The 21,904-nt window shown below is 75.2% G+C and carries 15 protein-coding genes; 8 read left to right on the forward strand and 7 right to left on the reverse strand.

What is annotated here, in order from left to right:
• Window positions 1-16 precede the first annotated feature (16 nt).
• Genes Q3W68_RS20415 through Q3W68_RS20435 form a run of 5 tightly spaced genes read right to left on the reverse strand, consistent with a single transcriptional unit; the run spans window position 17 to window position 4,493 of the window.
• Window positions 17-622 (reverse strand): bifunctional 2-polyprenyl-6-hydroxyphenol methylase/3-demethylubiquinol 3-O-methyltransferase UbiG, encoded by a 606-nt coding sequence (locus Q3W68_RS20415; protein WP_302906968.1) that lies wholly within the window; start codon window positions 620-622, stop codon window positions 17-19.
• A 32-nt stretch (window positions 623-654) separates the two neighbouring features.
• On the reverse strand, window positions 655-1,257 hold the full coding sequence (locus tag Q3W68_RS20420; protein ID WP_302906969.1) for a phosphatase PAP2 family protein: 603 nt from the start codon (window positions 1,255-1,257) through the stop codon (window positions 655-657).
• Between the two features lie 22 nt (window positions 1,258-1,279).
• Complete coding sequence (locus Q3W68_RS20425) at window positions 1,280-2,146, reverse strand: carbohydrate ABC transporter permease (RefSeq protein WP_302906970.1); 867 nt, start codon at window positions 2,144-2,146, stop codon at window positions 1,280-1,282.
• A complete protein-coding gene (locus Q3W68_RS20430; protein ID WP_302906971.1) occupies window positions 2,146-3,105 on the reverse strand; it encodes a carbohydrate ABC transporter permease in 960 nt (319 codons plus the stop codon). The genes Q3W68_RS20425 and Q3W68_RS20430 overlap by 1 nt, the downstream gene beginning before the upstream one ends.
• On the reverse strand, window positions 3,102-4,493 hold the full coding sequence (locus Q3W68_RS20435; protein ID WP_302906972.1) for an ABC transporter substrate-binding protein: 1,392 nt from the start codon (window positions 4,491-4,493) through the stop codon (window positions 3,102-3,104). Before Q3W68_RS20435 ends, Q3W68_RS20430 begins: the two co-directional genes overlap by 4 nt.
• Window positions 4,494-4,614: 121 nt before the next feature.
• On the opposite strand from Q3W68_RS20435, the gene Q3W68_RS20440 reads away from it, so the two are divergent.
• The 3 genes from Q3W68_RS20440 to Q3W68_RS20450 are packed head-to-tail and all read left to right on the forward strand — an operon-like array spanning window position 4,615 to window position 7,804.
• Window positions 4,615-5,652 carry a zinc-binding dehydrogenase gene (locus Q3W68_RS20440; protein WP_302906973.1) on the forward strand — a complete coding sequence of 346 codons (1,038 nt, stop codon included), beginning with the start codon at window positions 4,615-4,617 and terminating at the stop codon, window positions 5,650-5,652.
• Window positions 5,652-6,470: a sugar phosphate isomerase/epimerase family protein gene (locus Q3W68_RS20445; protein WP_302906974.1), complete on the forward strand. Its 819-nt coding sequence runs from the start codon at window positions 5,652-5,654 to the stop codon at window positions 6,468-6,470. The genes Q3W68_RS20440 and Q3W68_RS20445 overlap by 1 nt, the downstream gene beginning before the upstream one ends.
• On the forward strand, window positions 6,467-7,804 hold the full coding sequence (locus Q3W68_RS20450; protein ID WP_302906975.1) for a hypothetical protein: 1,338 nt from the start codon (window positions 6,467-6,469) through the stop codon (window positions 7,802-7,804). The genes Q3W68_RS20445 and Q3W68_RS20450 overlap by 4 nt, the downstream gene beginning before the upstream one ends.
• Window positions 7,805-7,852: 48 nt before the next feature.
• On the opposite strand, the gene Q3W68_RS20455 is transcribed toward Q3W68_RS20450, so the two are convergent.
• Both Q3W68_RS20455 and Q3W68_RS20460 read right to left on the reverse strand, forming a co-directional pair.
• Window positions 7,853-8,554 carry a CBS domain-containing protein gene (locus Q3W68_RS20455; protein WP_302906976.1) on the reverse strand — a complete coding sequence of 234 codons (702 nt, stop codon included), beginning with the start codon at window positions 8,552-8,554 and terminating at the stop codon, window positions 7,853-7,855.
• Window positions 8,555-8,648: 94 nt separating this feature from the next.
• Window positions 8,649-10,760 carry a molybdopterin-dependent oxidoreductase gene (locus tag Q3W68_RS20460; RefSeq protein WP_302906977.1) on the reverse strand — a complete coding sequence of 704 codons (2,112 nt, stop codon included), beginning with the start codon at window positions 10,758-10,760 and terminating at the stop codon, window positions 8,649-8,651.
• A 136-nt stretch (window positions 10,761-10,896) separates the two neighbouring features.
• Here Q3W68_RS20460 and Q3W68_RS20465 point away from each other — a divergent pair, with 136 nt between their 5' ends.
• The 5 genes from Q3W68_RS20465 to Q3W68_RS20485 all read left to right on the forward strand — a co-directional run bounded on the left by Q3W68_RS20465 (window position 10,897) and on the right by Q3W68_RS20485 (window position 21,902).
• A complete protein-coding gene (locus Q3W68_RS20465; protein ID WP_135239820.1) occupies window positions 10,897-11,289 on the forward strand; it encodes a DUF2267 domain-containing protein in 393 nt (130 codons plus the stop codon).
• 341 nt (window positions 11,290-11,630) lie between these two features.
• A complete protein-coding gene (locus Q3W68_RS20470; RefSeq protein WP_302906978.1) occupies window positions 11,631-15,080 on the forward strand; it encodes an AMP-binding protein in 3,450 nt (1,149 codons plus the stop codon).
• A complete protein-coding gene (locus tag Q3W68_RS20475; protein ID WP_302906979.1) occupies window positions 15,077-18,184 on the forward strand; it encodes a thioesterase domain-containing protein in 3,108 nt (1,035 codons plus the stop codon). Before Q3W68_RS20470 ends, Q3W68_RS20475 begins: the two co-directional genes overlap by 4 nt.
• Window positions 18,181-18,402: a hypothetical protein gene (locus Q3W68_RS20480; protein WP_302906981.1), complete on the forward strand. Its 222-nt coding sequence runs from the start codon at window positions 18,181-18,183 to the stop codon at window positions 18,400-18,402. The genes Q3W68_RS20475 and Q3W68_RS20480 overlap by 4 nt, the downstream gene beginning before the upstream one ends.
• Window positions 18,399-21,902 (forward strand): amino acid adenylation domain-containing protein, encoded by a 3,504-nt coding sequence (locus tag Q3W68_RS20485; protein ID WP_302906982.1) that lies wholly within the window; start codon window positions 18,399-18,401, stop codon window positions 21,900-21,902. Before Q3W68_RS20480 ends, Q3W68_RS20485 begins: the two co-directional genes overlap by 4 nt.
• The last annotated feature ends 2 nt before the right edge of the window (window positions 21,903-21,904 follow it).

Consider the following 21,904-nt stretch of genomic DNA (forward strand, 5'->3'; position numbering starts at 1 on the left):
GGAACAGCGCAGCGGGTCAGCCGGCGGGGCGGCGCAGCACGCTCACCGCGAAGTCGGCGTCGTCGCGCCACGGCCGCAGGTCCCAGGTGGCGAAGCGGTGCTCGGGGCGCAGCCCGGCGGCCACCGCGTCGGCGTCCAGGTCGGCCACCGGATAGCCGCGGTCGGTGGCGAAGCCGACCACCACCAGGCCGTCCGGGCGTACGTGCGCGGCGACGCGGGCCAGCACGTCGCGTTCGGTGCCCGGGGCGACGAAGACCATCACGTTGCCGGCGAGCACCGCGGCGTCGAACGGCTCGGCCTCGCCCTGGGCGGCCAGGTCCAGCTCGGAAAGGTCGGCGACCAGGAAGCGGGGGCCGGGGTAATCGGCGCGGGCCGCCTCGACCAGCGCCGGGTCGGCGTCGACGCCCACCACGTCGTGGCCGCGTGCGGCGAGCGCGGCGGCGACCCGACCGGTGCCGCAGCCGGCGTCCAGGACGCGGGCGCCGGGCGGTACGAGCGCGTCGAGCAGCCGCGCCTCACCGGCCAGGTCGGCGCCCTCGGCGGCGAGCTGGCGGAAGCGGTCCACGTACCACTGCGAGTGGCCGGGTTTCGTGTCGGTCACCCAGCGGGTCGGCTTGCCCATGAGGCCACCGTAGCTGATCTTGTGCGAGCGGGTCAGGCGAGCGCCAGGAACGTGCCGGCGGCGAGCGGCCCGCCGAGCGCGATGCCGGCCAGCACCTGCGGCCAGGTGTGGTCGCCGAGCCGCACCCGGGACCAGCCGACGGCCGCGACGAGCGCCCAGCCGAGGTTCGCGGCCGGGCCGGCCAGCGGCACCAGCACGGCGACGGTCGCGGCGGCGACCGCCGCGTGGATGCTCAGCTTCCACCAGTGGTTCACCAGCGCGCAGGCCGCGCCGACCACGAAGACCACGACGATCACGGCGAACAGTTCGGCGGGTGCGCGCACCGCCGCCAGCAGCAGCAACCCGGCCGCCACCGAGGCCAGCCCGATCGACAGCGGCCGGGCCCGCTGGGTGCGGTCACCGACGTGCCGGTCGGTGAGGCGCCCCCGGCGGACGCCGTGCACGAGCACGCCGATCGGGATGACGGCGCAGAACGTCAGCGCGATGCCGCCCCAGAGCAGGAACTGGCCCGCCGAGCGGCTGACCCGGGCGGCGGCGATCAACGGCAGCGCCGTGACCAGGACGGTCGGGGCGAGCGCCTCGGTGAGCAGCCGGGCCGCCCGCGCACCGGCCCGGTCCTCCAGTGATGCTCGCACCCGATCATCCTGGCACGGACGCTCACCCCTTCTCGGCTCCGCTGGTGAGTCCCTCGGTGAGCAGGCGTTCCCCGGCGAAGAACAGCACCACGATCGGCAGCGTGAGGATGACCGAGCCGGCCATCAGCACGGTCTTGGGCACCTCGACGCCGTCGGCCAGCAGCGACAGTCCCAGCGAAACGGTCCACCGGTCCGGTCGGTCGACCAGGAACAGCAGCGCGAACAGGTACTCGTTCCAGGCGATCATGAAGTCGTACAGCGCGACAGCCATCACCGACGGCGCCGCGAGCGGCAGGCTGACCCGGCGGATGATGCCGAGACGGCCGGCGCCGTCGATCGCCGCCGACTCCTCCAGACTGATCGGGATGGTCTCGAAGTAGTTCTTCAGCATGTAGACCGACACCGGCAGCGTCTGCGAGATGTAGACGAGCACCAGGCCGGTCAGCGACCCGCGCAGCCCGGCCCGGGTGAAGACCACGAACAGCGGGATCGCGATGACTATCGACGGGAACAGGTAGACCGCCAGGAACAGCGCGCTGACCTGCCGGCGGCCGAAGAACCGCAGTCGGGACACCGCGTACGCGCCGGGAATGGCGACCACCAGGGTGAGCGCGGTGGCGGCCAGCGCCACCAGGCCGCTGTTGCGGATGAACGTGAGGAAGCCCTGGCCGCCGTCGGAGACGGACTTCAGCACCTCCGCGTACGTGGCGACGGTCAGCTCGCCGAACGGCACCCAGAGGGAGCCGGGTTCCAGCAGCAGGCGTTCGATCGGGCGTACCGACAGCACCAGCATGTACCAGAACGGCAGCAGCGTGACCACCAGGAACCCGGCGATCACCAGCCGGCGCAGCCAGCGCAGGCTGACCGTCTCGATCCGGTCCCGGTCCATCACGCCTCCCGTCGCGCGCCGAAGAAGCGCAGGTAGATCGCCACGAACACGAGCAGCACCACGGCCAGCACGACCGCCTGGGCGGCTGCGGCGCCGATGTCGGTGCGGGCGGTGAGGAACTGGTAGACCCGGACGCTCACCACCTCGGTGCCGGCCGCGCCGCCGGTGAGCAGGTAGACGTCGTCGAACTTGTTGAACGTCATGATGAACCGCAGCACGCCGATCAGCGCGATCACCGGCATGAGCTGTGGCAGCAGGATGTGCCGGAACCGCTGGGTGGGTGTCGCCCCGTCGACCCGGGCGGCCTCCTCCAGCTCGCCGGGCACCGCCTGGAGCCGGGCCAGCAGGAACAGGAACGCGAACGGGAAGTAGCGCCACGCCTCGAACGCGATCACCGTCCACAGCGCGGTGGACTCCTGGGACAGGAACGGCACCGGGGAGTCCCAGCCGAGGAAGCGCCGCCCCCAGTCGTTGACGATGCCGAGCTGCGGGTCGAGCATCACCTGCCAGACGAACGTCATGGCGACCACCGGCGCCACGTACGGCAGCAGCATCGACGCGCGTACCAGCGTGCGGCCCCGGAACGGCCCGCGTACGGCGAGCGCCGCCACCAGGCCCACCACTATCGAGCCCGCGGTGCCGCCGACGCTGTAGAGCACAGTGGTCCAGAGCGTGTCGGCGAACCCGGGCGTGTGCAGCACCCGGTCGATGTTGTCCAGGGTCAGCTCGCCGAACAGGCCGGTCTTGCGCAGTGTCGCCAGGCGTACCCGCTGGAAGGCCAGCACGACCGTCCAGACGATGGGTATGCCGATCACCGCGAGCACGACGAGCAGGGTCGGGGTGACCAGCGCGAGCCCGGCACGGGACTCGCGGCGGCGCAGCGTCAGCGGGCGTCGGCCGGGTCGGCGGGGTCGCTCCGGCGCGGGGGAGCGGCCGGCCTCCGGCGCGGTGGTGGTCAATTGACGCCCTTGGCTATCGCCTCGACGTCCTTGCGGGCGCGTTCGGCGGCGGCGCGGGCGTCGGACCTGCCGCCGACGACGTCGGCGAGCGCCTTGGGTACGGGCAGCTCACCGAGGATGGCACCGACGAGCTTGCCCTGGTTCTCGGTCAGGCCCCACCGCTGGAACGTGTCCGGACTCTTCCGCAGGGTGGCGAGCACGTCCTCGCCGTAGACCTCGGACAGCGGCTTCTTGGTGTCCACGCCGGCCGGGCTGGTGTTCCAGGCGGTCCGGAACTTCTGCTTGTCCTCCGGCGTGCCGGTACGCACCGGGAAGCGCCCCTCGGGCGACATGCCGAACCAGCGCGGGTAGCCGTCGGAGAGCATGTACTCCACGAACGACTTCGCCGGGTCGGCCGCGCCGTCGAGCACGGCCCAGGAGCTGACCTCGCCGTACTGGGCCGGTTCGGTGCCGTTCGGACCCTTGATCGCGGTGACGAACCCGCTGTTCTTCGCGAGCCAGGCCGGGTCGGACTGGCACTGCGGGCAGGTCGGCCGGGCGTCGGCGCGCAGCCCGGCCAGCTCGTCGAGGATGAACGGCGACCAGATCAGCATGGCCGCCTTGCCGGCGAAGTAGGTGGCCCGGGTGGTGTCGACGTCCTGGGCGCCCTTGACCGAGTTGTTCCGCATCAGGTCGCCGTAGAAGCGGAACGCCTCGACGCACTCGGGGGAGTCGAGTGTGACAGTGCCGGAGTCGTCGGTGAGCCGGCAGTTGTTCGCCAGCGCCAGGTGCTCGAACGTCTGCTGGGTGAACACGTCGCCGGGGGAGGTGGCCGCGGTGATGCCGGCGACGCCGCCGGTGTTCAGCTTCGCCGCCGCGGCGGCGATCTTCTCGTACGTGTCGGGCGCCTCCAGGCCCGCGGCGGCGAACAGGTCCTTGCGGTAGACCAGCAGCTGGCCCCACCCGTCGCTCGGTACGGCGAGCTGCTTGCCGCCGTCGCTGGTGAGTTCCAGCGCGCGGGGCGTGAACGTGTCCCGGCCGAGCCGGTCGACGACCGCGCCGTTGGCGTCGGCGTCGACCAGCTCGTTGGCGGACAGCGTGCGCACCCCGGCCAGGGAGACCGAGCCGACCACGTCGGGCAGGTCGCCGGCGGCGGCGCTGGAGGCGATCAGGGACGGGAACTGGTCCTCGTTGACGGTGACCAGGTTGACCTGGACGCCGGTCTTGGCGGTGTAGTCGGCGATGATCGCCTTGGTGGCGGCGACGCGGTCCGCCACGTCTTCCAGGCTCCAGACGGTGATCCGCGAACTGTCGGATTTCTGCCCGTCGTCGCTGCATGCGGCCACGCCGGTCCCGGCCAGTGCCAGGATCAGGCTTAGTGCGAACCGCCGCGTTGAGGGTGATGACATCGGTGGCACTCCTCTCGAAAGAGCACGGCCTGCCGCTAATACCCATCGATTCATCGATCTAATCACATATGCCCATTTTTTGGGTTAGAATCGGGGTCGGCACTTCCCTCGGAGCGACGCCATGAGCAACTGGGTTGTCTCTCTGGCCGGGCCCCGGCACATACGCCTGGAGCCCTGCCCCACCGACCGGCTCGGTCCGGGCCAGATCCGCGTCCGCACCCGCTACTCGGGCATCTCCGCCGGCACCGAACTGACGCTCTACCGGGGCAGCAATCCGCGCCTGCGCAAGGACTGGGACGCCGGCAGCCGCATGTTCGTGCCCCGCCAGGCCACGCCCGCGTACCCGGTGGTGGGTTTCGGATACGAGGAGGTCGGCGAGATCGTCGAGGTCGCCCCCGACGTGGCCGGGCGGCGACCCGGCCAGCTCGTCTGGGGCATCTGGGGGCACCGCGCCGAGGCGGTGCTCCCCGCGGCGGCGGCGCATCCGCTGCCGCCGGGCCTCGACCCGCTCGCCGCCGTGTTCGCCCGGCCCGGTGCCATCGCGCTGACCGCCGTGCTCGCCGGTGACCTGCACCTGGGCGACTGGGTGGGCGTCTTCGGGCAGGGCGTGATCGGGCTGCTCGGCACGCGCCTGGCCGCGCTCTCCGGCGCCCGCGTGGTCGCCGTCGACCGGATGCCCGGCCGGCTCGCGCACGCCGTGCGGCTCGGCGCCCGCCGGGTGGTCGACGCCGGCGCCGAGTCGCCCGCCGCCGCGCTGCGGGCCGCCACCGACGGCCGGGGCGCCGACGTCTGCCTGGAGCTGTCCGGGTCGTACCCGGCGCTGCACGAGGCGATCCGCGCCACCGCCCACGCCGGCCGCGTTGTGGCGGCCGGTTTCTACCAGGGGTACGCCCACGGGCTGGAACTCGGCGAGGAGTTCCACCACAACCGGATCCAGCTCGTGGCCGCCCAGGTCTCCGGGCCCGATCCGGCACCCGGCACGGCCGGCCGGTGGTCCGGGACGCGGATCGCACACACCTTCATGGACCTGGTGGCCGAGGGCAGCGTCGACCCGCTGCCGCTGGTGAGCCACGTCGTCGACGCGGGCGCGGTGGCCGACGCCCTGGCGTTGCTCGACCGCGGTGACGGTGACGTCCTCCAAGTGGTGCTGAGGTTCTGATGGACATTCCGCTTGCCTGCCAGGAACAACTGCTTCCCGGCACCGACCTGACCCGGAAGTACGCCCTCGCCGTCTCCCTCGGCTACCAGGGCATCGAGCTGCGCGGGCGGGGCGACCTCGACCTGGCCCGGCGGCTGCCTGAACTGCGCCGCGCCCGCGCCGCCGGTGTGGTCATGCCGACCGTCTGCGTCGAGATGGACCACTTCATCGGCGACTTCGACCCGGACCGCTCCCGTGACGCGGTGCGCAACCTGCGCTCCCAGCTGTCGGTGATCGCCGAACTCGGCGGCGTCGGCGCGATGACCCCGGCCGCGTGGGGCATGTTCTCCCGCCGGCTGCCCCCGTTCGAACCACCCCGCTCGGCCGAGGGTGACCTGCGGGTGCTCGTCGACGCCCTGGGCGAGCTGGCCGGGCACGCCCGCGCCGAGGGGGTCACCGTGTTCCTGGAGCCGCTCAACCGGTACGAGGACCACATGGTCAACCGGCTCGACCAGGCGGTCGAGCTGTGCCGCGCGGTCGGGTCACCGGCGCTGCGGGTGGCCGCCGACACGTACCACATGAACATCGAGGAGGACGACCCGCACGCCGCGCTGCGCGCCGCCGCGCCGTACCTCGGGCACGTGCAGGTGAGCGACTCCAACCGGCACCAGCCCGGCGCCGGGCACCTGGACTGGGGGGCGCTGCTGGCCACGCTCGACGCGATCGGCTACACCGGCTGGCTGGCGCTGGAGTGCCGGCTGCGCGGCGAGCCCGTCGCCGCGCTGCGCCAGGCCGCCACCGCGCTGGCCCAGGCCCGTCCCCGGCGGGCCGCCGCATGACGCTGACCACCGGGGTACGCGCCGGAGCCGACCGCCACGCCCGGCTGCGCCGCCTGGCGCTGGCCACCCTGGACGCCAACTGGGAACACGACCACACGGTCCCCTCGCGCACGCTCTACCCGCACCAGTGGAGCTGGGACTCGGCGTTCATCGCGATCGGCCTGGCCCACGTCCGTCCCGACCGGGCCTGGCGGGAGCTGCGCACGCTGTTCGCCGCGCAGTGGGTCGACGGGCGGGTGCCGCACATCGTGTTCAACCCGGCCTCGCGCGCCGGGCGGTACTTCCCCGGGCCGCAGTTCTGGGACTCGGCGCGGGCCGAGGGCGCACCGGCCCGGGCCACCTCCGGGATCGTCCAGCCGCCGGTGCACGCCCCCGCCGCCTGGCTGGTGCACCGCCGCGCTCCCGGCGAGGCGTCGGTGGCCGCGCTGCGGCGGCTCTACCCGCGGCTCGTCGCGCAGCAGCGCTACCTGACCGGTCGGCGCGACACCGGCGGCGGCGGGCTGGCGTCGATCGTGCACCCGTGGGAGTCCGGGCTGGACAACAGCCCCGCCTGGGACGCGCCACTCGCAGCGGTCCCCGCCGACGAGGCGGTGATGCGGGCGTACCGGCGGCACGACACCGCGCACGCCGACGCGGCGCAGCGCCCCACCGACCTGGACTACGCGCGCTACGTCGCGCTGGTGGAGAGCTACCGGGCCGGCCGCTACCGGGACGAGGGACTGCTCGGGCGGCACCCGTTCCTGGTGGAGTGCCCACTGGTGAACGCCGCCCTCGGCGTCTCCGAGTACGCCCTCGCGCGCATCGCCACTGTCATCGGCGCCGATCCGGGGCCGCACCGCGACCGGGGCGCCCGGATCACGGAGGCGCTCGTCACCCGCCTCTGGGATCCGGTCACCGGCACGTTCCGCCCCCGCGACGTGCGCGCCGACCGGCTGGTGCCGGCCCGGACCGTGCTGGGGCTGATGCCGCTGGCGCTGCCCGAGCTGCCCGCGGCGCAGGTGTCCGCGTTGCTGGCCGAGGCGTGCTCGCCGCGCTTCGGGCTGGCCGCCCGGATGGACCGGCCGCTGCCCACGTACGACCGCACCGCGCCGGACTTCGAGCCGCTGCGCTACTGGCGCGGCCCGAGCTGGATCAACACCGGCTGGCTGCTCTGGCAGGGCCTGCGTACCCACCGCCGGGCCGACCTGGCCGCCGGGCTGCGCGAGTCGCTGCTCGACCTGGTCGACCGGGCCGGCTGCCACGAGTACTTCCACCCGGACACCGGCGCCGGTCTCGGCTCACCGGCATTCAGCTGGACCGCCGCGCTGATGCTGGACGCGCTCGCCCAGGAGTGACACCGGTGGGCGCCGGGTGGACCGGCGCCCACCGGGTCTCCTCCGGGCTCAGGCGATGCCGGCCGGGGTGCCGCCCACGCGCAACGCCGCCATCGGCGCGTCGTCGATCGCGTAGCCGAGCGCGTCGACCACCTCCACCACGCCGCTGACCTGCCGGGTCAGGCGCACCGCGAGCTGCGCGGTGGACCGGCGCTCCACCTGGCCGGTGAGCGTCACGACGCCCCGGTCCACAGTCACGTCCACCACCCCGCCGGGGACGCCGAGGCTGCGCCACAGCACCTCCTCGACCACGTCGCGCCGGATGCCGGCGTCCGGGCGCAGGTGCACCTTCAGCAGGTCGCCGCGGGTGACGATGCCGACCAGCCGGCCGAGGTCGTTCACCACCGGCAGCCGCTTCACGCCGCGCGCGTCCATCAGCCGGGCCGCCTCCACGATCGTCGCGTCCGGCGCGACGGTGACCGGGGGAGCGGTCATCAGGTCGGCGGCGAGCGTGGCGCCGGCCTTCGCCCGCGCCTCGCGGCGGTGCCGGTCCGGCAGGATCCGCCGCTCCCGGGGCTGACCCAGGAACTCCACCTTGTACATCAGGTCCGCCTCGGAGACCACGCCGAGCACCCGGCGGGTCTCGTCCACCACCGGCGCCGCCGTGACGTGCCGCTCGGTCAGCACGTCGACGATCTCCCGGTACGCCGTGCCCTCCCGTACCGCCGCCACGTCCCTGGTCATCACGTCCTGCACCTGCCACGTACGCATGGCGAACCTCCCTGTTGTCCGCCTCCGACGCTAGGTGGCGGCGACGGGCCGGAGCAGGGTCGCAAGACCAGGTCCGAGGGCCGGAGGTCCCGAATCACCCGGCCGCGACGGGTTCGGCGACCTCGTCGGCGGGCGGCTCGGCGGTCAGCAGCGCGGCCGGCACCGGCTCGACCTCCACCCGGCAGTCGTGGAACGTCGGCGCCTCGCCCAGGTCGGTGTCGCGGACGCCGGTGACCGCGTTGACAGTGGACCGGCCGGGGCTGCGCCGCGCCCAGTACGCCTTGTAGGTGAACGCCAGGCCCGGCCGGGCCGCCTCGTCGACGGCGACCGCGGCGAGGAACGCGCCCCTGTCGTTGTGCACGCGTACCGCGTCGCCGTCGGCGAGCCCCCGCGCCGCCGCGTCGGCCGGGTGCAGGTGCACCCGGGGCGGGCCGGCGCGGCGGGTGTGCCACGGCAGCGAGGCGAACGTGGAGTTCATCAGGTAGCGGTTGGCCGGGGTGAGCAGCGTCAGCGGATACCGGCGGGCCAGCTCCGGGTCGGCCGCCTCGGCCGGTGGTGTGTACCCGGGCAGCGGGTCCACGCCGAGCGCGGCCAGCGCCGGGTCGTGCAGCCGGGCCCGCCCGTCCGCTGTCGGGAAACCACCGTCGGCGTACGGCGCGGAACCCACCGGCACGCCGGTGAGCCGGGCGTACGTGCGCTCGCGCAGCTCCTCGTACGTGATCGGGGCACCGGCCAGCAACTGCCGGGCCAGGTCCTCGTCGCTGTCGGAGAACGCGGGGTGGTCCACGCCGAGCGCGGCGGCGATCCGCCGGAAGATCTCGGTGTTCGGCAGCGCCTCGCCCGGCGCGCGGGTCACCGGCAGGTTCAGCGTCGTGTAGTGGTGCCCGTAGGACGTCTGGAGGTCCAGGTGCTCGGGTTGCATGGTCGCCGGGAGCACCACGTCGGCGTAGTCGCAGGTGTCGGTCCAGCGCTGCTCCAGCACGACCGTGAACAGGTCGGCGCGGCGCAGCCCGGTCAGCAGGCGGGCCTGGTCCGGGGCGGTCGCCGCCGGGTTGGCGTCGAACACCACGAGCGAGGTGACAGGCGGGTCCGCCTCCCCGGTGAGCACGGCGGCCAGCCGGCTCATGTTCAGCGAGCGGGCCGGCGGGGCGGGCATGCCGGGCGGCCGGACCACCGGGCCGTTGTCGACCGGGTGGTGGCCGCTGGTGGTCACCAGCGCGCCGCCGCCGGGGTACCGGAAGTCGCCGGTGACCAGCGGCAGCGCGCAGATGGCCCGGATCGCCTGCCCGGCGCCGTGGTGCCGTTGCAGGCCCAGCCCGACCCGTACCGCCGTGGGCCGGGTGGTGGCGATCCGGTCGCCGAGGCGGCGTACGGTCTCGACCGGCAGGCCGCACTCGGCGGCGGCCCGCTCCACCGGCCAGTCGTCGAGCCGGGCGGCCAACTCCGGCCAGCCGGTGGTGTGCGCGGCCAGCCACGCCTCGTCGGCCGCCCCGGCGTCGCGGACGTGCCGCATCAGCCCGAGCGCGAGCGCCGCGTCGGTGCCGGGTAGCGGCGCGACGTGCTCGTCGCTGCGGGTCGCCGTGTCGGTGCGCATCGGGTCGATCGTCACCACGTACGCGCCGCGTTCGCGGGCCCGCTGCACGAACGGCCACAGGTGCAGGTTGGTGACGAGCGGGTTGGCGCCCCAGAGCACGATCAGGCCCGCCTCGACGATCGACTCCGGCTCGAAGCCGACCGAGGCGCCGTAGAGCGAGCGCAGCGCCGCCCGCGCCGCCGCCGTGCAGATGGTGGTGTCCAGCCGGGACGCGCCCAGGTGGGCGAAGAGCCGGGGGCCCATGGTCCAGCCCTGGACCAGGCCCATGGTGCCGGCGAAGTAGTAGGGCAGCACCGACTCCGGGCCGTCGCGTTCGATGCTCGCGCGCAGCCCGGCGGCCACCCGCTCCAGGGCCTCGTCCCAGCTCGCGGGCCGGTACGCGACCCGGCCGGCGCCCTTCGGGCCGGTGCGGACCCACGGCGTGGTGAGCCGGTCCGGCCCGTTCACCGCGTCCAGGTAGCGGTTCACCTTGCCGCAGAGCGCGCCCCTGGTGAACGGGTGGTCGCGGTCGCCGCGCAACGCGACCGCCCGGCCGTCGTCGACTGTCAGCTGCCAGACGCAGGTGTCCGGGCAGTCCAGCGGGCAGGCGCCGGGGTGGGTGACGGGTGCCATGGCGCGGATGTTACCCCCGGTTCACGGTGTGGCCGCCGCTCGTCGTGGCCGGGGGTGTTTGGCCGGGGCGGGAGCGGGTACCCGCCGGGGCCGACCGGGTGGCGTGGTGCCCGCCGGCGGCGAGGGGAGGGGTGGGATGCGGTTCCCCCTGTTCGTCGAGGCGGTGGCGCGGCGGGCCGAGTTGCCTGCCGACGAGGCCGCGACCGTCTCCCGTGCGGTGTTGCAGACCCTCGCCGACCGGATCACCGCGGACGAGGCGACAGACCTGGCCGCGCAGTTGCCGGACGACGTGGGCGGCTATCTGGAGCCCGGCGGCACCGCCACCACCGGTGGCGCTGTGGACTTCCTGTACCGGGTGGCCGAACGCGCGGCGGTGGACCCGGCGGTCGCCGAGGTGGGGGCGGTCGCGGTGCTCGCCACGCTGCGCGACACGGTGACGGTGGGGGAGTTCCACGATCTCGTCGCGCAGCTCCCGAAGGGTTTCGACGCCATGGTGGACCCCATTCCGCGCCCGCCGTACGATGTCTGAGCAGGCTCCCCGCGAACCGGGTTGAGCTGCGGCACCGAGGCCGTCGCGGCGAAAGATTCCACGGCCCGAAAGTATTTTCACCGTAAAATAACTTGTCGACGGTCGCGTACGCTGAAAAACGTCTACGCGCTAGAGGGATGATCGGACGAATTCCTCCGTCCGAGGTTCCACGGTGTCGTCCCCTCTTCGGCTCAAGCCTCATCGCCGCTCTTCCGGCGCACGGATCGAGCCATATTCTGCTTCCAATGTGAAGTCCTGGGGGGGATCAATGATCACATTCGTCGATCGCTGCGTGCCTGTCCTCTGTGGAGCGCCACCCGCTTCCTGACATGGCAGAGACGATGATCATCAATCGTTTCGGCGCGATCACGGCGGTACACGGCGGACGTCCGGCGCTGCTCGGTGAGACCCACGAGGTCACCTACACCGAGCTGGCCGGGGCGGCCGGCGGGCACGCTGCCGTGTTCACCGCCGCGGGCCTGCGCGCCGGAGACCGGATCGCGCTGCTCACCGCACACGGTGCACCGACCGTGGCGGCGCTGCTCGGCGCCCTCGCCGCCGGATGCGCGTACGTGCCGCTGGACCCCGGCTTCCCGGTCGCCCGGCTGCGCCACATGGTCGACGCCGCCGGGGTGACCGCCGTGGCCTGCGCCGCCGAACACCGGGACCTGGCGTCCACCCTGGCCGGCGGCCGCCCGGTCGTCGCGCTGGACGAGGTGCCGCCGGCCCCGCTGCGCCCGGTCGCGGCCGACCCGGACGCGCTCGCGTACGTGCTGTTCACCTCCGGCTCCACCGGGCTGCCCAAGGCCGTCGGACAGACCCACCGCAACCTGGCCCACGTCGTCGGCAACCAGATCGCCGCGCTCGGCGTCGGCCCGGACGACCGGCTCAGCCTGCTCGCGTCGTTCAGCTTCGACGCCGCCATCCCCGACCTCTACCCGGCGCTGCTCACCGGCGCCGCCGTCGTCCCGGTCGACCTGCGCCGCCACGGGCTGGCGCACGCCGTCGACCAGCTCGACCGGCACCGGGCCACCGTGCTGCACTGCACGCCCACCGTCTACCGCTTCCTGCTCGACACGCTCGGCGCGCGCCGGCTGCCCACGGTGCGGGCGGTGCTGCTCGGCGGCGAGCAGGCCACCTGGACCGACGCGGCCCGCGGCCGGGACCGGTTCGCCCCCGGCTGCGTACTGGTGAACGGCTACGGTGCCACCGAGATGACGTTCGCCGCCCGGCACGTCCAGCCGCTGTCCGAGGTGGACCCGGACGTCCGCGGGCCGCTGCCGGTCGGCACCGCGTTCCCCGGCTACCGCCTGGACCTCGCCCCGGACACCGGCGAGATCGTGGTCCACAGTCCGCACCTCGCCCCCGGCTACCTCAACCAGGACAGCGACCGCTTCGGCGTCGACGCCGACGGGCTGCGGTCGTACCGCACCGGTGACCTGGGCCGGCTGCTGCCCGGCGGGGAACTGGTCTGTCTCGGCCGGCTCGACCGGCAGGTCAAGGTACGCGGACACCGGGTCGAGCTGACCGAGATCGAGGCCGTGCTGTCCGCCCAGCCCGGCGTCGCGGGCGTGCGCGCCGTCGTCCGCGACGGCGAGCTGATCGCGTACGCCCGGCCCGCCGGAACCCGCCCGGACCCGGCGGCGCTGCGCGCGGCCCTGACCGCAGCGCTGCCCGACTACGCCGTGCCCCGCGCGGTGGTCGTGGTCGACGAGTTCCCGCTCACCGTCACTGGCAAGATCGACGAGCGGGCGCTGCCCGACCCGGTCACCTACGTGCCCGCCGAGGAGGCTCCGGCCACCGACACCGAACGCGCCGTGCACGACATCTGGTGCGCGGTCCTGGGCCGCGACGCGGTCGCCCGCACCGCCAGCTTCTTCGACGTCGGCGGGCAGTCGCTGCTGCTGGGCCAGGTGCAGCAGCGCCTCGCCGAGCGGTTCGGCGTACGCCTGCCGATGCTGCGCCTGTTCGACCACCCGACCGTCGCCGCCCAGGCGGCGCTGCTCGACGCCCCGCCCGAGGCGGTCCGCGCCCCGGTGCTGCCCGCGCCCGCCGCGCCGGTGCGCGCCGCCCGCGACTACACCGGCGACGAGATCGCCGTGGTCGGCGTCGCCGGGCGGTTCCCCGGCGCGCCCGACGTGGCCACGTTCTGGTGGAACCTGTGCACCGGCGTCGACTCGGTGCACGACCACACCGACGAGGAGCTGGCCGCGCTCGGCGTCGGTCCCGCCCTGCGCGCCGACCCCCGGCACGTCCGCGCCACCGGTCGCCTCGACGGGGTGGCCGACTTCGACGCCGAGTTCTTCGGCTTCGGCGCCGACGAGGCCGCCCGCACCGACCCGCAGCACCGGCTGTTCCTGGAGACCGCCTGGGAGGCGCTCGAGGACGCCGGGCACGACCCGGCGCGCTTCCCCGGGCTCGTCGGCGTCTACGCCGCCACCTCGGCCAACCGCTACTTCCTGTTCCACCTCATGGACAACCCGGCGGCGGTCGGCGACGTCGACCCGGACGACTGGGAGGCCCGGCTCGTCGGCCGCCAGTTCACCGACCACCTGCCCGGCCAGGTGGCCTACCGGCTCGGCCTGACCGGCCCGGCGATGGCCGTGCAGAGCGCCTGCTCCAGCTCGCTCGTCGCGGTGTGCGTCGCCGCGCAGAGCCTCGCCGACTACCAGTGCGACCTGGCGCTGGCCGGCGGGTCCACGGTGATGTGGCCCCGGCACCGGGCGGGCGGGCTCGCCTCGCCCGACGGCCGGTGCCGCGCCTTCGACGAGGCCGCCGCCGGCTCCGGCTTCGGCTCCGGCGCGGGCGTGGTGGCGTTGCGCCGGCTCGCCGACGCGCAGGCCGACGGCGACCGCATCTACGCGATCCTGCCGGGCTGGGCGGTCACAAACGACGGCCCGGACCGCGCCGGCTTCGCCGTGCCCGGCCCGGCCGGACAGGCCGCCGCCGTCGCGAACGCGCTCGCCACCGCCGAGGTCGCACCCGGCGAGGTCCGCTTCGTGGAGGGCCACGGCAGCGGCACGCCGCTGGGCGACGCCATCGAGGTGGCCGCGCTGCACGAGGTGTACGCGGGCGCCGCGCCCGCCGAGTCCACGGCGCTCGGCTCGGTGAAGACGAACATCGGCCACCTCGACGCCGCCGCCGGCATCGCCGGGCTGATCAAGACGGTGCTCGCCGTCCGGCACGGGGTGATCCCGCCGAACCTGCACTTCACCCGCCCGCACCCGGAGATCGACCTGACCGCCGGACCGTTCTACGTGCCCACCAAGGCGCGGGACTGGCCGGACGACGGCCGCCGGGTCGCCGGGGTGAGCGCGTTCGGCCTGGGCGGCACCAACGCGCACGTCGTGGTGGAACAGCCGCCGCCGGCCGAACCGGCCGACCCGCCCGGCGAAGGACCGTGGCTGCTGCCGGTCTCCGCGCGTACCCCGGCGGCGCTGCGGGCCGCGCTGGCCCGCCTGCGGAGCCACCTCGCCGGGGCCGCACCGGCACTGTCCGACGTGGCCGCCACGCTGGCGCTGGGCAGGCGGGCGTTCGCTCACCGGGCGGCGGTGGTCGCCGCCGACCTGCCGGGCGCGCTGTCCGCGCTGGACGTGCTGCTCGACACCGACGTCCGCATCGCCGGTGACGGTGGCCCGCTGCGCGAGACGGCCGCCGACTGGGTCGCCGGGCGCGACGTCGACTGGCACGCGCTGCACCCCGAGGGCACGGTCCGGCGCACCGGACTGCCCACCTACCCGTTCCAGCGCCGCCGGCACTGGATCGACCCCGTGCAGAAAGGTCCGCGGTGAACTGGTTCGTCTCCGCCGGAAGCCGACCCGAGGCGCCGGTGCGGTTGTTCTGCCTGCCCTACGCCGGAGCGGGCGCCAGCGCGTTCCGGCGCTGGGCGGCCGAGTTCGGTGCCGGCGTCGACGTGGTGCCAGTGCAACTGCCCGGCCGGGAGAACCGGATCACCGAGGACCCGCGCTTCAGCGTCGCCGAGGTGGCCGACGCCATCGCCTCCCGCGCCGACCGCCCGTACGCGATCTACGGCCACTCGATGGGCGGACGGCTCGGCTTCGACGTGGTCCGCGAGCTGCGGCGTACCGGCCGCCCGCTGCCGCTGCGGCTCTACGTCGGCGGCGCCCGCGCCCCGCACGTCGACGGGCCCGGCCCGTTCGACGGGCTGTCCCGGGCGAGCGACGAGGAGCTGCTGCGCCGCCTCGGCGACGGCGGCGGCCTTCCCGCCGAACTGCTCGACCACCCCGAGCTGGTGGAACTGCTGCTGCCGTTGCTGCGTGCCGACTTCGACCGGGTCGACAGCTACCGCCACGTGCCGGGCGAGCCGCTGCCGGTGCCGATCGTCGTGTTCGCCGGCCGTGGCGACCGGGCGGTCAGCCGGGAGCAGAGCGCGGCCTGGGCCGAGCACACCGCCGCCGGGTTCACCCTGCACGAACTGGACGGCGGGCACTTCTTCCTGCACGACCGGCTGCCCGAGCTGGCCGCGCTGATCCGGGCCGACCTGACCGCCGCGTCCACGAACACCCGCCCCGGCACGCCGGACGCGGGTCCGGACCCGGTGCGCGCCGCCGGTCGCGGGACCGCCGGCGCCGCGCACCGGGTCCCCCTGGGCGACACCGGCTGGTCGGTGTGGCGCGACGCGGTGCTGCGGACCACCGGCTTCCCGGCCGACGGACTGGAGCTGTTCACCGCGCCCCGGGCCGCTGCGGCGGCCGACGAGCTGCTCGCCACCGGCGCCGGTGAGGACCGGTTCGACAAGGAGCTCGAGGAGGCGCTGCGCGCCGGGGCGCGGCGGCTCACCGACCTGGCCGCCGACCCGCTGTTGCGCGAGGCGGTCACCTGGCAGAACCGGGGCGCGCTCGTCGCGTTCGACGGGCTGGTGCGCGGCGGCGCCGACGCGGCCCGCAACGTGCGCCGCCGCGACCGGGAACGGGCGCTGCTGAAGTACTGGCAGCGCTACTGCGGAAAGAACGAGACTGTCGGCTTCTTCGGCCCCGGCTGCTGGGTCACGGTCGATCCGGCGCAGCCGGAGGTTGCCCGGGTCAACCCCGGCGGGAAACTGACCCGGCGGCGCCGGGTGTGGTTCGAGTCGTGGGCGCTGGCCGCGTACGCCGAACGGATCGGCGCGGACCTGGCGGTGCGACGGTGGTGGCCGCCGATGCTCCGGGCCCACCTGGCCGTCCGGGGCCGGGACGTGCTGCGGCCCGGCCGCCCGCCGCTGACGCTGACCCCGGTCGAGGCGGCGCTGCTGCGCGCGGCCGACGGCCGGCGTCCCGCCGCCGACCTGGTCGCCGACCCGGCGATCGGGCTGCGCCGCCCCGAGGACGGCTACGCGCTGCTCGACCGGCTGGTCGAGCGGGAACTGATCACCTGGGACGCCGGCCTGCCGGTGAGCCCGGACGCCGAGCGGGTGCTCGCCGACCGGATCGACGCGATCGGCGACGAGCCGGCCCGCGCCGCCGCCCGCGCCGGGTTCGACCGGCTGTGCGCCGCCCGCGACGACGTCGCCGCGGCGGCCGGGGACGCGGACCGGCTGCGCGCCGCGCTGGACACCCTGGACGTCACGTTCACCGAGCTGACCGGCGTGCCGGCGGTACGCCGGGCCGGACAGATGTACGCCGGGCGGACGGTCTGCTACGAGGACAGCGCCCGGGACCTGGACGTGGTGTTCGGCGCGCCGCTGCTGGCCGAACTGGCCGCCCCGCTGGACGTGCTGCTGCGCGCCGCGCGCTGGCTGGCCAACGCGCTCGCCCGTGCCTACCTGGACGTGCTGCGCGGCCTGTACGAGGAGCTGCGCACCGAGTCCGGCGCCCCGGTGCCGCTGGCCGACCTGTGGTTCCTCGCCCAGGGCATGTTCTGGGGCGACGGGGAACGGCCGGTCGACGCCGTCGCGGCGGACTTCGCGGCCCGCTGGGCCGGGCTGTTCGGCCTGGACACGCTGCCCGCCGGCACCACCGACGTACGGCTGCGCGCGGCCGATCTCGCCGGCCGGATCGACGCGGTGTTCCCCGGCGACGGCCCGGAGTGGTCCAACGCCGCCGTGCACAGCCCCGACCTGCAGATCTGCGCCACCGACGCGGACGCGCTGCGGCGCGGCGACTACACGGTGGTGCTCGGTGAGCTGCACGCCGCCTGGTCGTCGTTCGACTGCGCCGTGTTCACCCTGGCGCACCCGGACGTGGAACGGCTGCGCGACGCGCTCGCCGCGGACCTCGGCCAGCGGCGGGTCCGGCTGCTGTTCCCGGCCGACTGGCCGCGGCGGACCAGCCGTACCGCCGAGTCGCTGACCGGCCCGACCGACCGGCACCTGGCGTTCCTCGACGCCCCGGGCGCCGACCCGGCCCGCGTGCTGCCCACGGTCGACCTGGTCGTCGACGAGGTCGACGGCGAGCTGGTCGCCACCGCCCCGGACGGGCAGCGCTGGCCGCTCGTCGAGGTCTTCGCCCAGCCGCTCAGCGCGCACGCCGTGGACGGCTTCAAGCTGGTCGCCGCCGCGCCGTACACGCCCCGGATCACTGTGGACCGGCTGGTGCTGGCCCGGCAGACGTGGCGGACCACTGTCGGCGAGAGCGGCCTGGCCACCGCCACCGGTGAGCGGAACCGGTTCCTCGCCGTCCGGGACTGGCGCCGCCGCCTCGGCCTGCCCGAGCAGGTGTACATCAAGCTCGGCACCGAGACCAAGCCGTGCTTCGTGGACCTGTCCGCGCCCGGATTCGCGGTCATGCTCTGCGCGATGGTGCGCGCCGCCCGGGTCCACGGCGACGACGTCTCGCTCACCGTCAGCGAGATGCTGCCCACGCCGCAGCAGGCGTGGGTGCCCGACGGCGCGGGCCGCCGCTACTTCAGCGAGCTGCGCCTGCACATCACCGACGCCCGGCGGGAGGACCACCGGTGAGCCAGCCGCTGCCCCCGGACGACACCGGCTGGTCGGTGCGGCGGGACGTGGTCCGGCGTAGCGCCGGTTTCCCGGCCGCCGGGCTGGACCGGTTCGCCGCGCCGGACTGCGCCGCCGCGGACGCGCTGCTCGCCGGCGACACCACCCACCGCGGCTACGTCAGCGGACTGCGCCTCCAGATCACCGACCCGGCCGAGCACCTTGGAGCACTCCGGTGACCGACACAGTGACCGTCAGCGCCGTACACGGCCCGGACCTGCCCTGGCCGGACGCCACCCTCGCCGACCTGATCACCGCGCAGGCGGCCCGCACCCCGGACGCGGTGGCGGTGCGCCAGTGGGACACCCGGCTCACCTACCGGCAGCTCGTCGACCGGGCCGCCGGGGTGGCCGCCGCCCTGCGCGAGCACGGCGTCGGCCGGGGCGACCGGGTCGGCGTGTGCGGCGCGCGTACCCCCGACCTGGTGGTAACTGTGGTCGGCGTGCTGCTCGCCGGCGCCGCGTACGTGCCGCTGGAGCCGGGCGGCCCCCGGACCCGGCTGCGCGGCATCGCCCGCGACGCGGGCGTACGGGTGGTGGTCGGTGACGCGGCGGCCGCCGAGTTCGGCGACGAGCCCGGCGTGACGGCGCTCGGCCTGCCCGGCCCGGCACCGCTCGCGCCCTGCCCGGCCCGCCCCGGCGACCCGGCGTACGTGCTGTTCACCTCCGGCTCCACCGGCCGCCCGAAGGGCGTGCTGACCACGCACCGCAACGCCGTCGAGTTCGTCACCGGCGTGACCGTGCTGACCGGCGCCGACGGCTCGGTCCGCAGTCTCGGCATCGCCTCGCTCGGCTTCGACGCGGCCACCATGGACCTGTTCGTGCCGCTCACGCTCGGCGGCGCGGTGCAGCTGCTCGGCGCCGACGACCGGGCCGACCCGGTACGGCTGGCCCGGTTCGTCGCCGAGCACGAGGTGACGTGGGGCTTCATCACCCCGACCGTGCTGTCGCTGCTGGATCCGGCCGCCTTCCCGTCGTGGCGGGTGCTGCTCTGCGGCGGCGAGGCAGTCCCGGCCGAGCTGGTCGCCCGCTGGGCGCCGGGCCGGCGGTTCCTCAACGGCTACGGCCCGACCGAGACCACGGTGCTGGCGGTCACCTGCGACCTCACCCCGGCCGACACCGACCCGATGCCGATCGGCCGGCCGCTGCCCAACCACCGGGCGTACGTGGTCGGCGCCGACCTGCGTCCGGTGCCGGCGGGCCAGACCGGTGAGCTGCTGATCGGCGGCCCCGGCCTGGCCGACGGCTACCTGAACCGGCCCGGCCTGACCGCCGAGCGGTTCGTGCCCGACCCGTTCGGCGACGTCCCCGGCGGGCGGCTCTACCGCACCGGTGACCTGGTCCGGCAGGGCCCGGACGGCCGGATCGTCTACCTCGGCCGCACCGACCGGCAGGTGAAGGTCCGGGGTCAGCGCATCGAGCTGGGCGAGATCGAAGCCGTGCTGGCCGCCCACCCGGGCGTCGAGCGCGTCGCGGTGGAGGTGGTACCCGGCCCGGCCGGCGCCGAGCTGGTCGCGTTCCTCACCCCGTCCGGCGCGCCGGACGACGACGAGCTGCGGGCGTACGCGGCGACGCGGCTGACCACCGCGATGCTGCCGGCCCGGACGGTGCGGCTGGACACGCTGCCGGTCAGCGCCACCACCGGCAAGCTGGACCGGCCGGCGCTGCGCGAGCTGGCCGCGGCCACCCCGGCCGGCGTGGCCGACGCCCCCGCCGACGACGATCCGGTGACGGCCGCGGTCCGGCGCGTCTGGACCCGGCTGCTCGGCGTCGCGCCCGCCCCGGACAGCGACTTCCTCGCCGCGGGCGGCAACTCGATCGCCGCGATGCGGCTGGTCGCCGCGCTGCGCGCCGAGCTGGGCCGGCAGGTGGACACGCGGGTGCTGTTCGCCGACCGCACGTTCGCCGCGCTCGTGGACCGGGTCCGCGCCGCCGACCCCGCCGACGCCGACGGGCTGACCACCGGCAACCCGCCGACGCTGTCCCCGCCGCAGCGGCGGCTGTGGTTCATGGACCAGCTCGCCCCGTCCAGCGCGCCGTACAACATCGCCGTCGCGCACCGGCTGCGCGGCCCGCTGGACGTCACCGCGCTCGGCGCCGCGCTGCGGGCCGTCGCCGAACGGCACGACGTGCTGCGCTGGCGCATCCCGCAGAACGGCGGCGTGCCGTACGCGGTCCGCGAGGAACCCACCGACGTGGCGGTGCCGGTGGTCGACCTGACCGGCGCCGCCGACCCGGACGCCGAGCTGGCCGGCATGCTCGCGGCCGGCGCCGGGCACGCGTTCGACCTGGCCACCGGCCCGCCCTGGCAGGTGACCGTGTACCGGCTCGCCGCGCAGGAGCACGTGCTCGCGGTGACCGTGCACCACGCGGTCTTCGACGGCTGGTCCGAGGCGCTGCTCTACGACGAGCTGGCGCTCGCGTACGCCCGCGCGCTCGGCCGGTCCGTGCCGGGCCGCCCGCCGCTGCCCGCCACGTACGCCGACTACGCGGTGTGGCGCGCCGACCGGGACCGGCGCCGGGGCGAGACCGACCTGGCCTGGTGGACCGCGCACCTGGCCGGTGCGCCCACCGTGCTGGACCTGCCCCGCGACCGCCCCCGCCCGGCCGTGCAGACGTACGCCGGCGCCGAGGCAGCGGTGCGGCTGGACGAGACCGCCGACCGGGCCGTACGCGACCTGGCCGCCCGGCGCGGCACCACTGTCGCGGCGGTGCTGCTGGCCGCGTTCGGCGAGCTGCTGCGCCGGGTCACCGGCGGCGACGAGCACGTACTCGGGGCGATCGTCGCCGACCGGCGGCTGGCCGCGTTCGACGAGGTGATCGGGTTCTTCATCGACACCGTGCCGGTGCGGGTCCGCTCCGGCGGCGCGAGCTTCGCCGAGCAGGTCGACCGGGCCGCCGCCGAGCTGCACGAGGTCACCGCCCACCCGGGCGCGCCACTGGAACGCGTCGTCGAGGCGCTCGGCGTGGGCCGGGACACCTCCCGCGCCCCGCTGGTGCAGGTGCTGTTCAACGTGCTCAACTTCGTCGCGCCCCGGCTGACGCTCACCGGCCTGACCGCCGAGCCGGTGCCGGTGCCCAAGCCCGGGTCGCCGTTCGACCTGACCGTCTACGTGGTGGAGCGCGACGGGCGGGCCGGCGTCGAGGTGGTGCACAACCCGGACCTGTACACCGGCGAGCGGATCGCCGCGCTCCTGGCCGACCTGGCCGCCCTGGTCGGCGCGCTCGCCGCCGACCCGGACACCCCGGCCGCCGAGGTCGCGCCCGAGCTGCCCCGCCCGGCGGTACGGGTCGCGGCGCTCGGCGCGATGACCGTCGCCACGGCCGAACCGGCCCGCGCGCCGCTGCCCGCCGGCTCGGACGCGCTCACCGCGACCGAGGAGCTGATCGCCGGGATCTGGCGGGACGTGCTCGGCCGCGACGCGGTGGGCGTGAGCGACAACTTCTTCGACATCGGCGGCCACTCGATGGCCCTGGCCGCCGTGCACGCCCGGCTCACCGAGGCCACCGGCCGCTCGATCACCATGCTCGACCTGTTCCGCCACCCGACCGTGCGGGCGCTCGCCGCGAGCCTCGACGGGGCCGCCGACCGGCCGGAACTGGCCCGCGCCGCGATGCGCGCCGCCGCCCGGCGGGGCCGCGCCCGCCGTACCCCGCCACCTCGCCGACCTCACCCGTGACG

The organism is Micromonospora sp. C28ISP2-4, from assembly GCF_030519385.1.
Lineage (GTDB): Bacteria > Actinomycetota > Actinomycetes > Mycobacteriales > Micromonosporaceae > Micromonospora > Micromonospora tulbaghiae.

What these genes read in the sequence shown, in the direction of transcription:
- Q3W68_RS20415 (WP_302906968.1), bottom strand. Translation starts at nt 622, where the DNA reads ATGGGCAAGCCGACCCGCTGGGTGACCGACACGAAACCCGGCCACTCG.
- Q3W68_RS20425 (WP_302906970.1), bottom strand. Translation starts at nt 2,146, where the DNA reads ATGGACCGGGACCGGATCGAGACGGTCAGCCTGCGCTGGCTGCGCCGG.
- Q3W68_RS20435 (WP_302906972.1), bottom strand. Translation starts at nt 4,493, where the DNA reads ATGTCATCACCCTCAACGCGGCGGTTCGCACTAAGCCTGATCCTGGCA.
- Q3W68_RS20440 (WP_302906973.1), top strand. Translation starts at nt 4,615, where the DNA reads ATGAGCAACTGGGTTGTCTCTCTGGCCGGGCCCCGGCACATACGCCTG.
- Q3W68_RS20445 (WP_302906974.1), top strand. Translation starts at nt 5,652, where the DNA reads ATGGACATTCCGCTTGCCTGCCAGGAACAACTGCTTCCCGGCACCGAC.
- Q3W68_RS20450 (WP_302906975.1), top strand. Translation starts at nt 6,467, where the DNA reads ATGACGCTGACCACCGGGGTACGCGCCGGAGCCGACCGCCACGCCCGG.
- Q3W68_RS20455 (WP_302906976.1), bottom strand. Translation starts at nt 8,554, where the DNA reads ATGCGTACGTGGCAGGTGCAGGACGTGATGACCAGGGACGTGGCGGCG.
- Q3W68_RS20460 (WP_302906977.1), bottom strand. Translation starts at nt 10,760, where the DNA reads ATGGCACCCGTCACCCACCCCGGCGCCTGCCCGCTGGACTGCCCGGAC.
- Q3W68_RS20465 (WP_135239820.1), top strand. Translation starts at nt 10,897, where the DNA reads ATGCGGTTCCCCCTGTTCGTCGAGGCGGTGGCGCGGCGGGCCGAGTTG.
- Q3W68_RS20470 (WP_302906978.1), top strand. Translation starts at nt 11,631, where the DNA reads ATGATCATCAATCGTTTCGGCGCGATCACGGCGGTACACGGCGGACGT.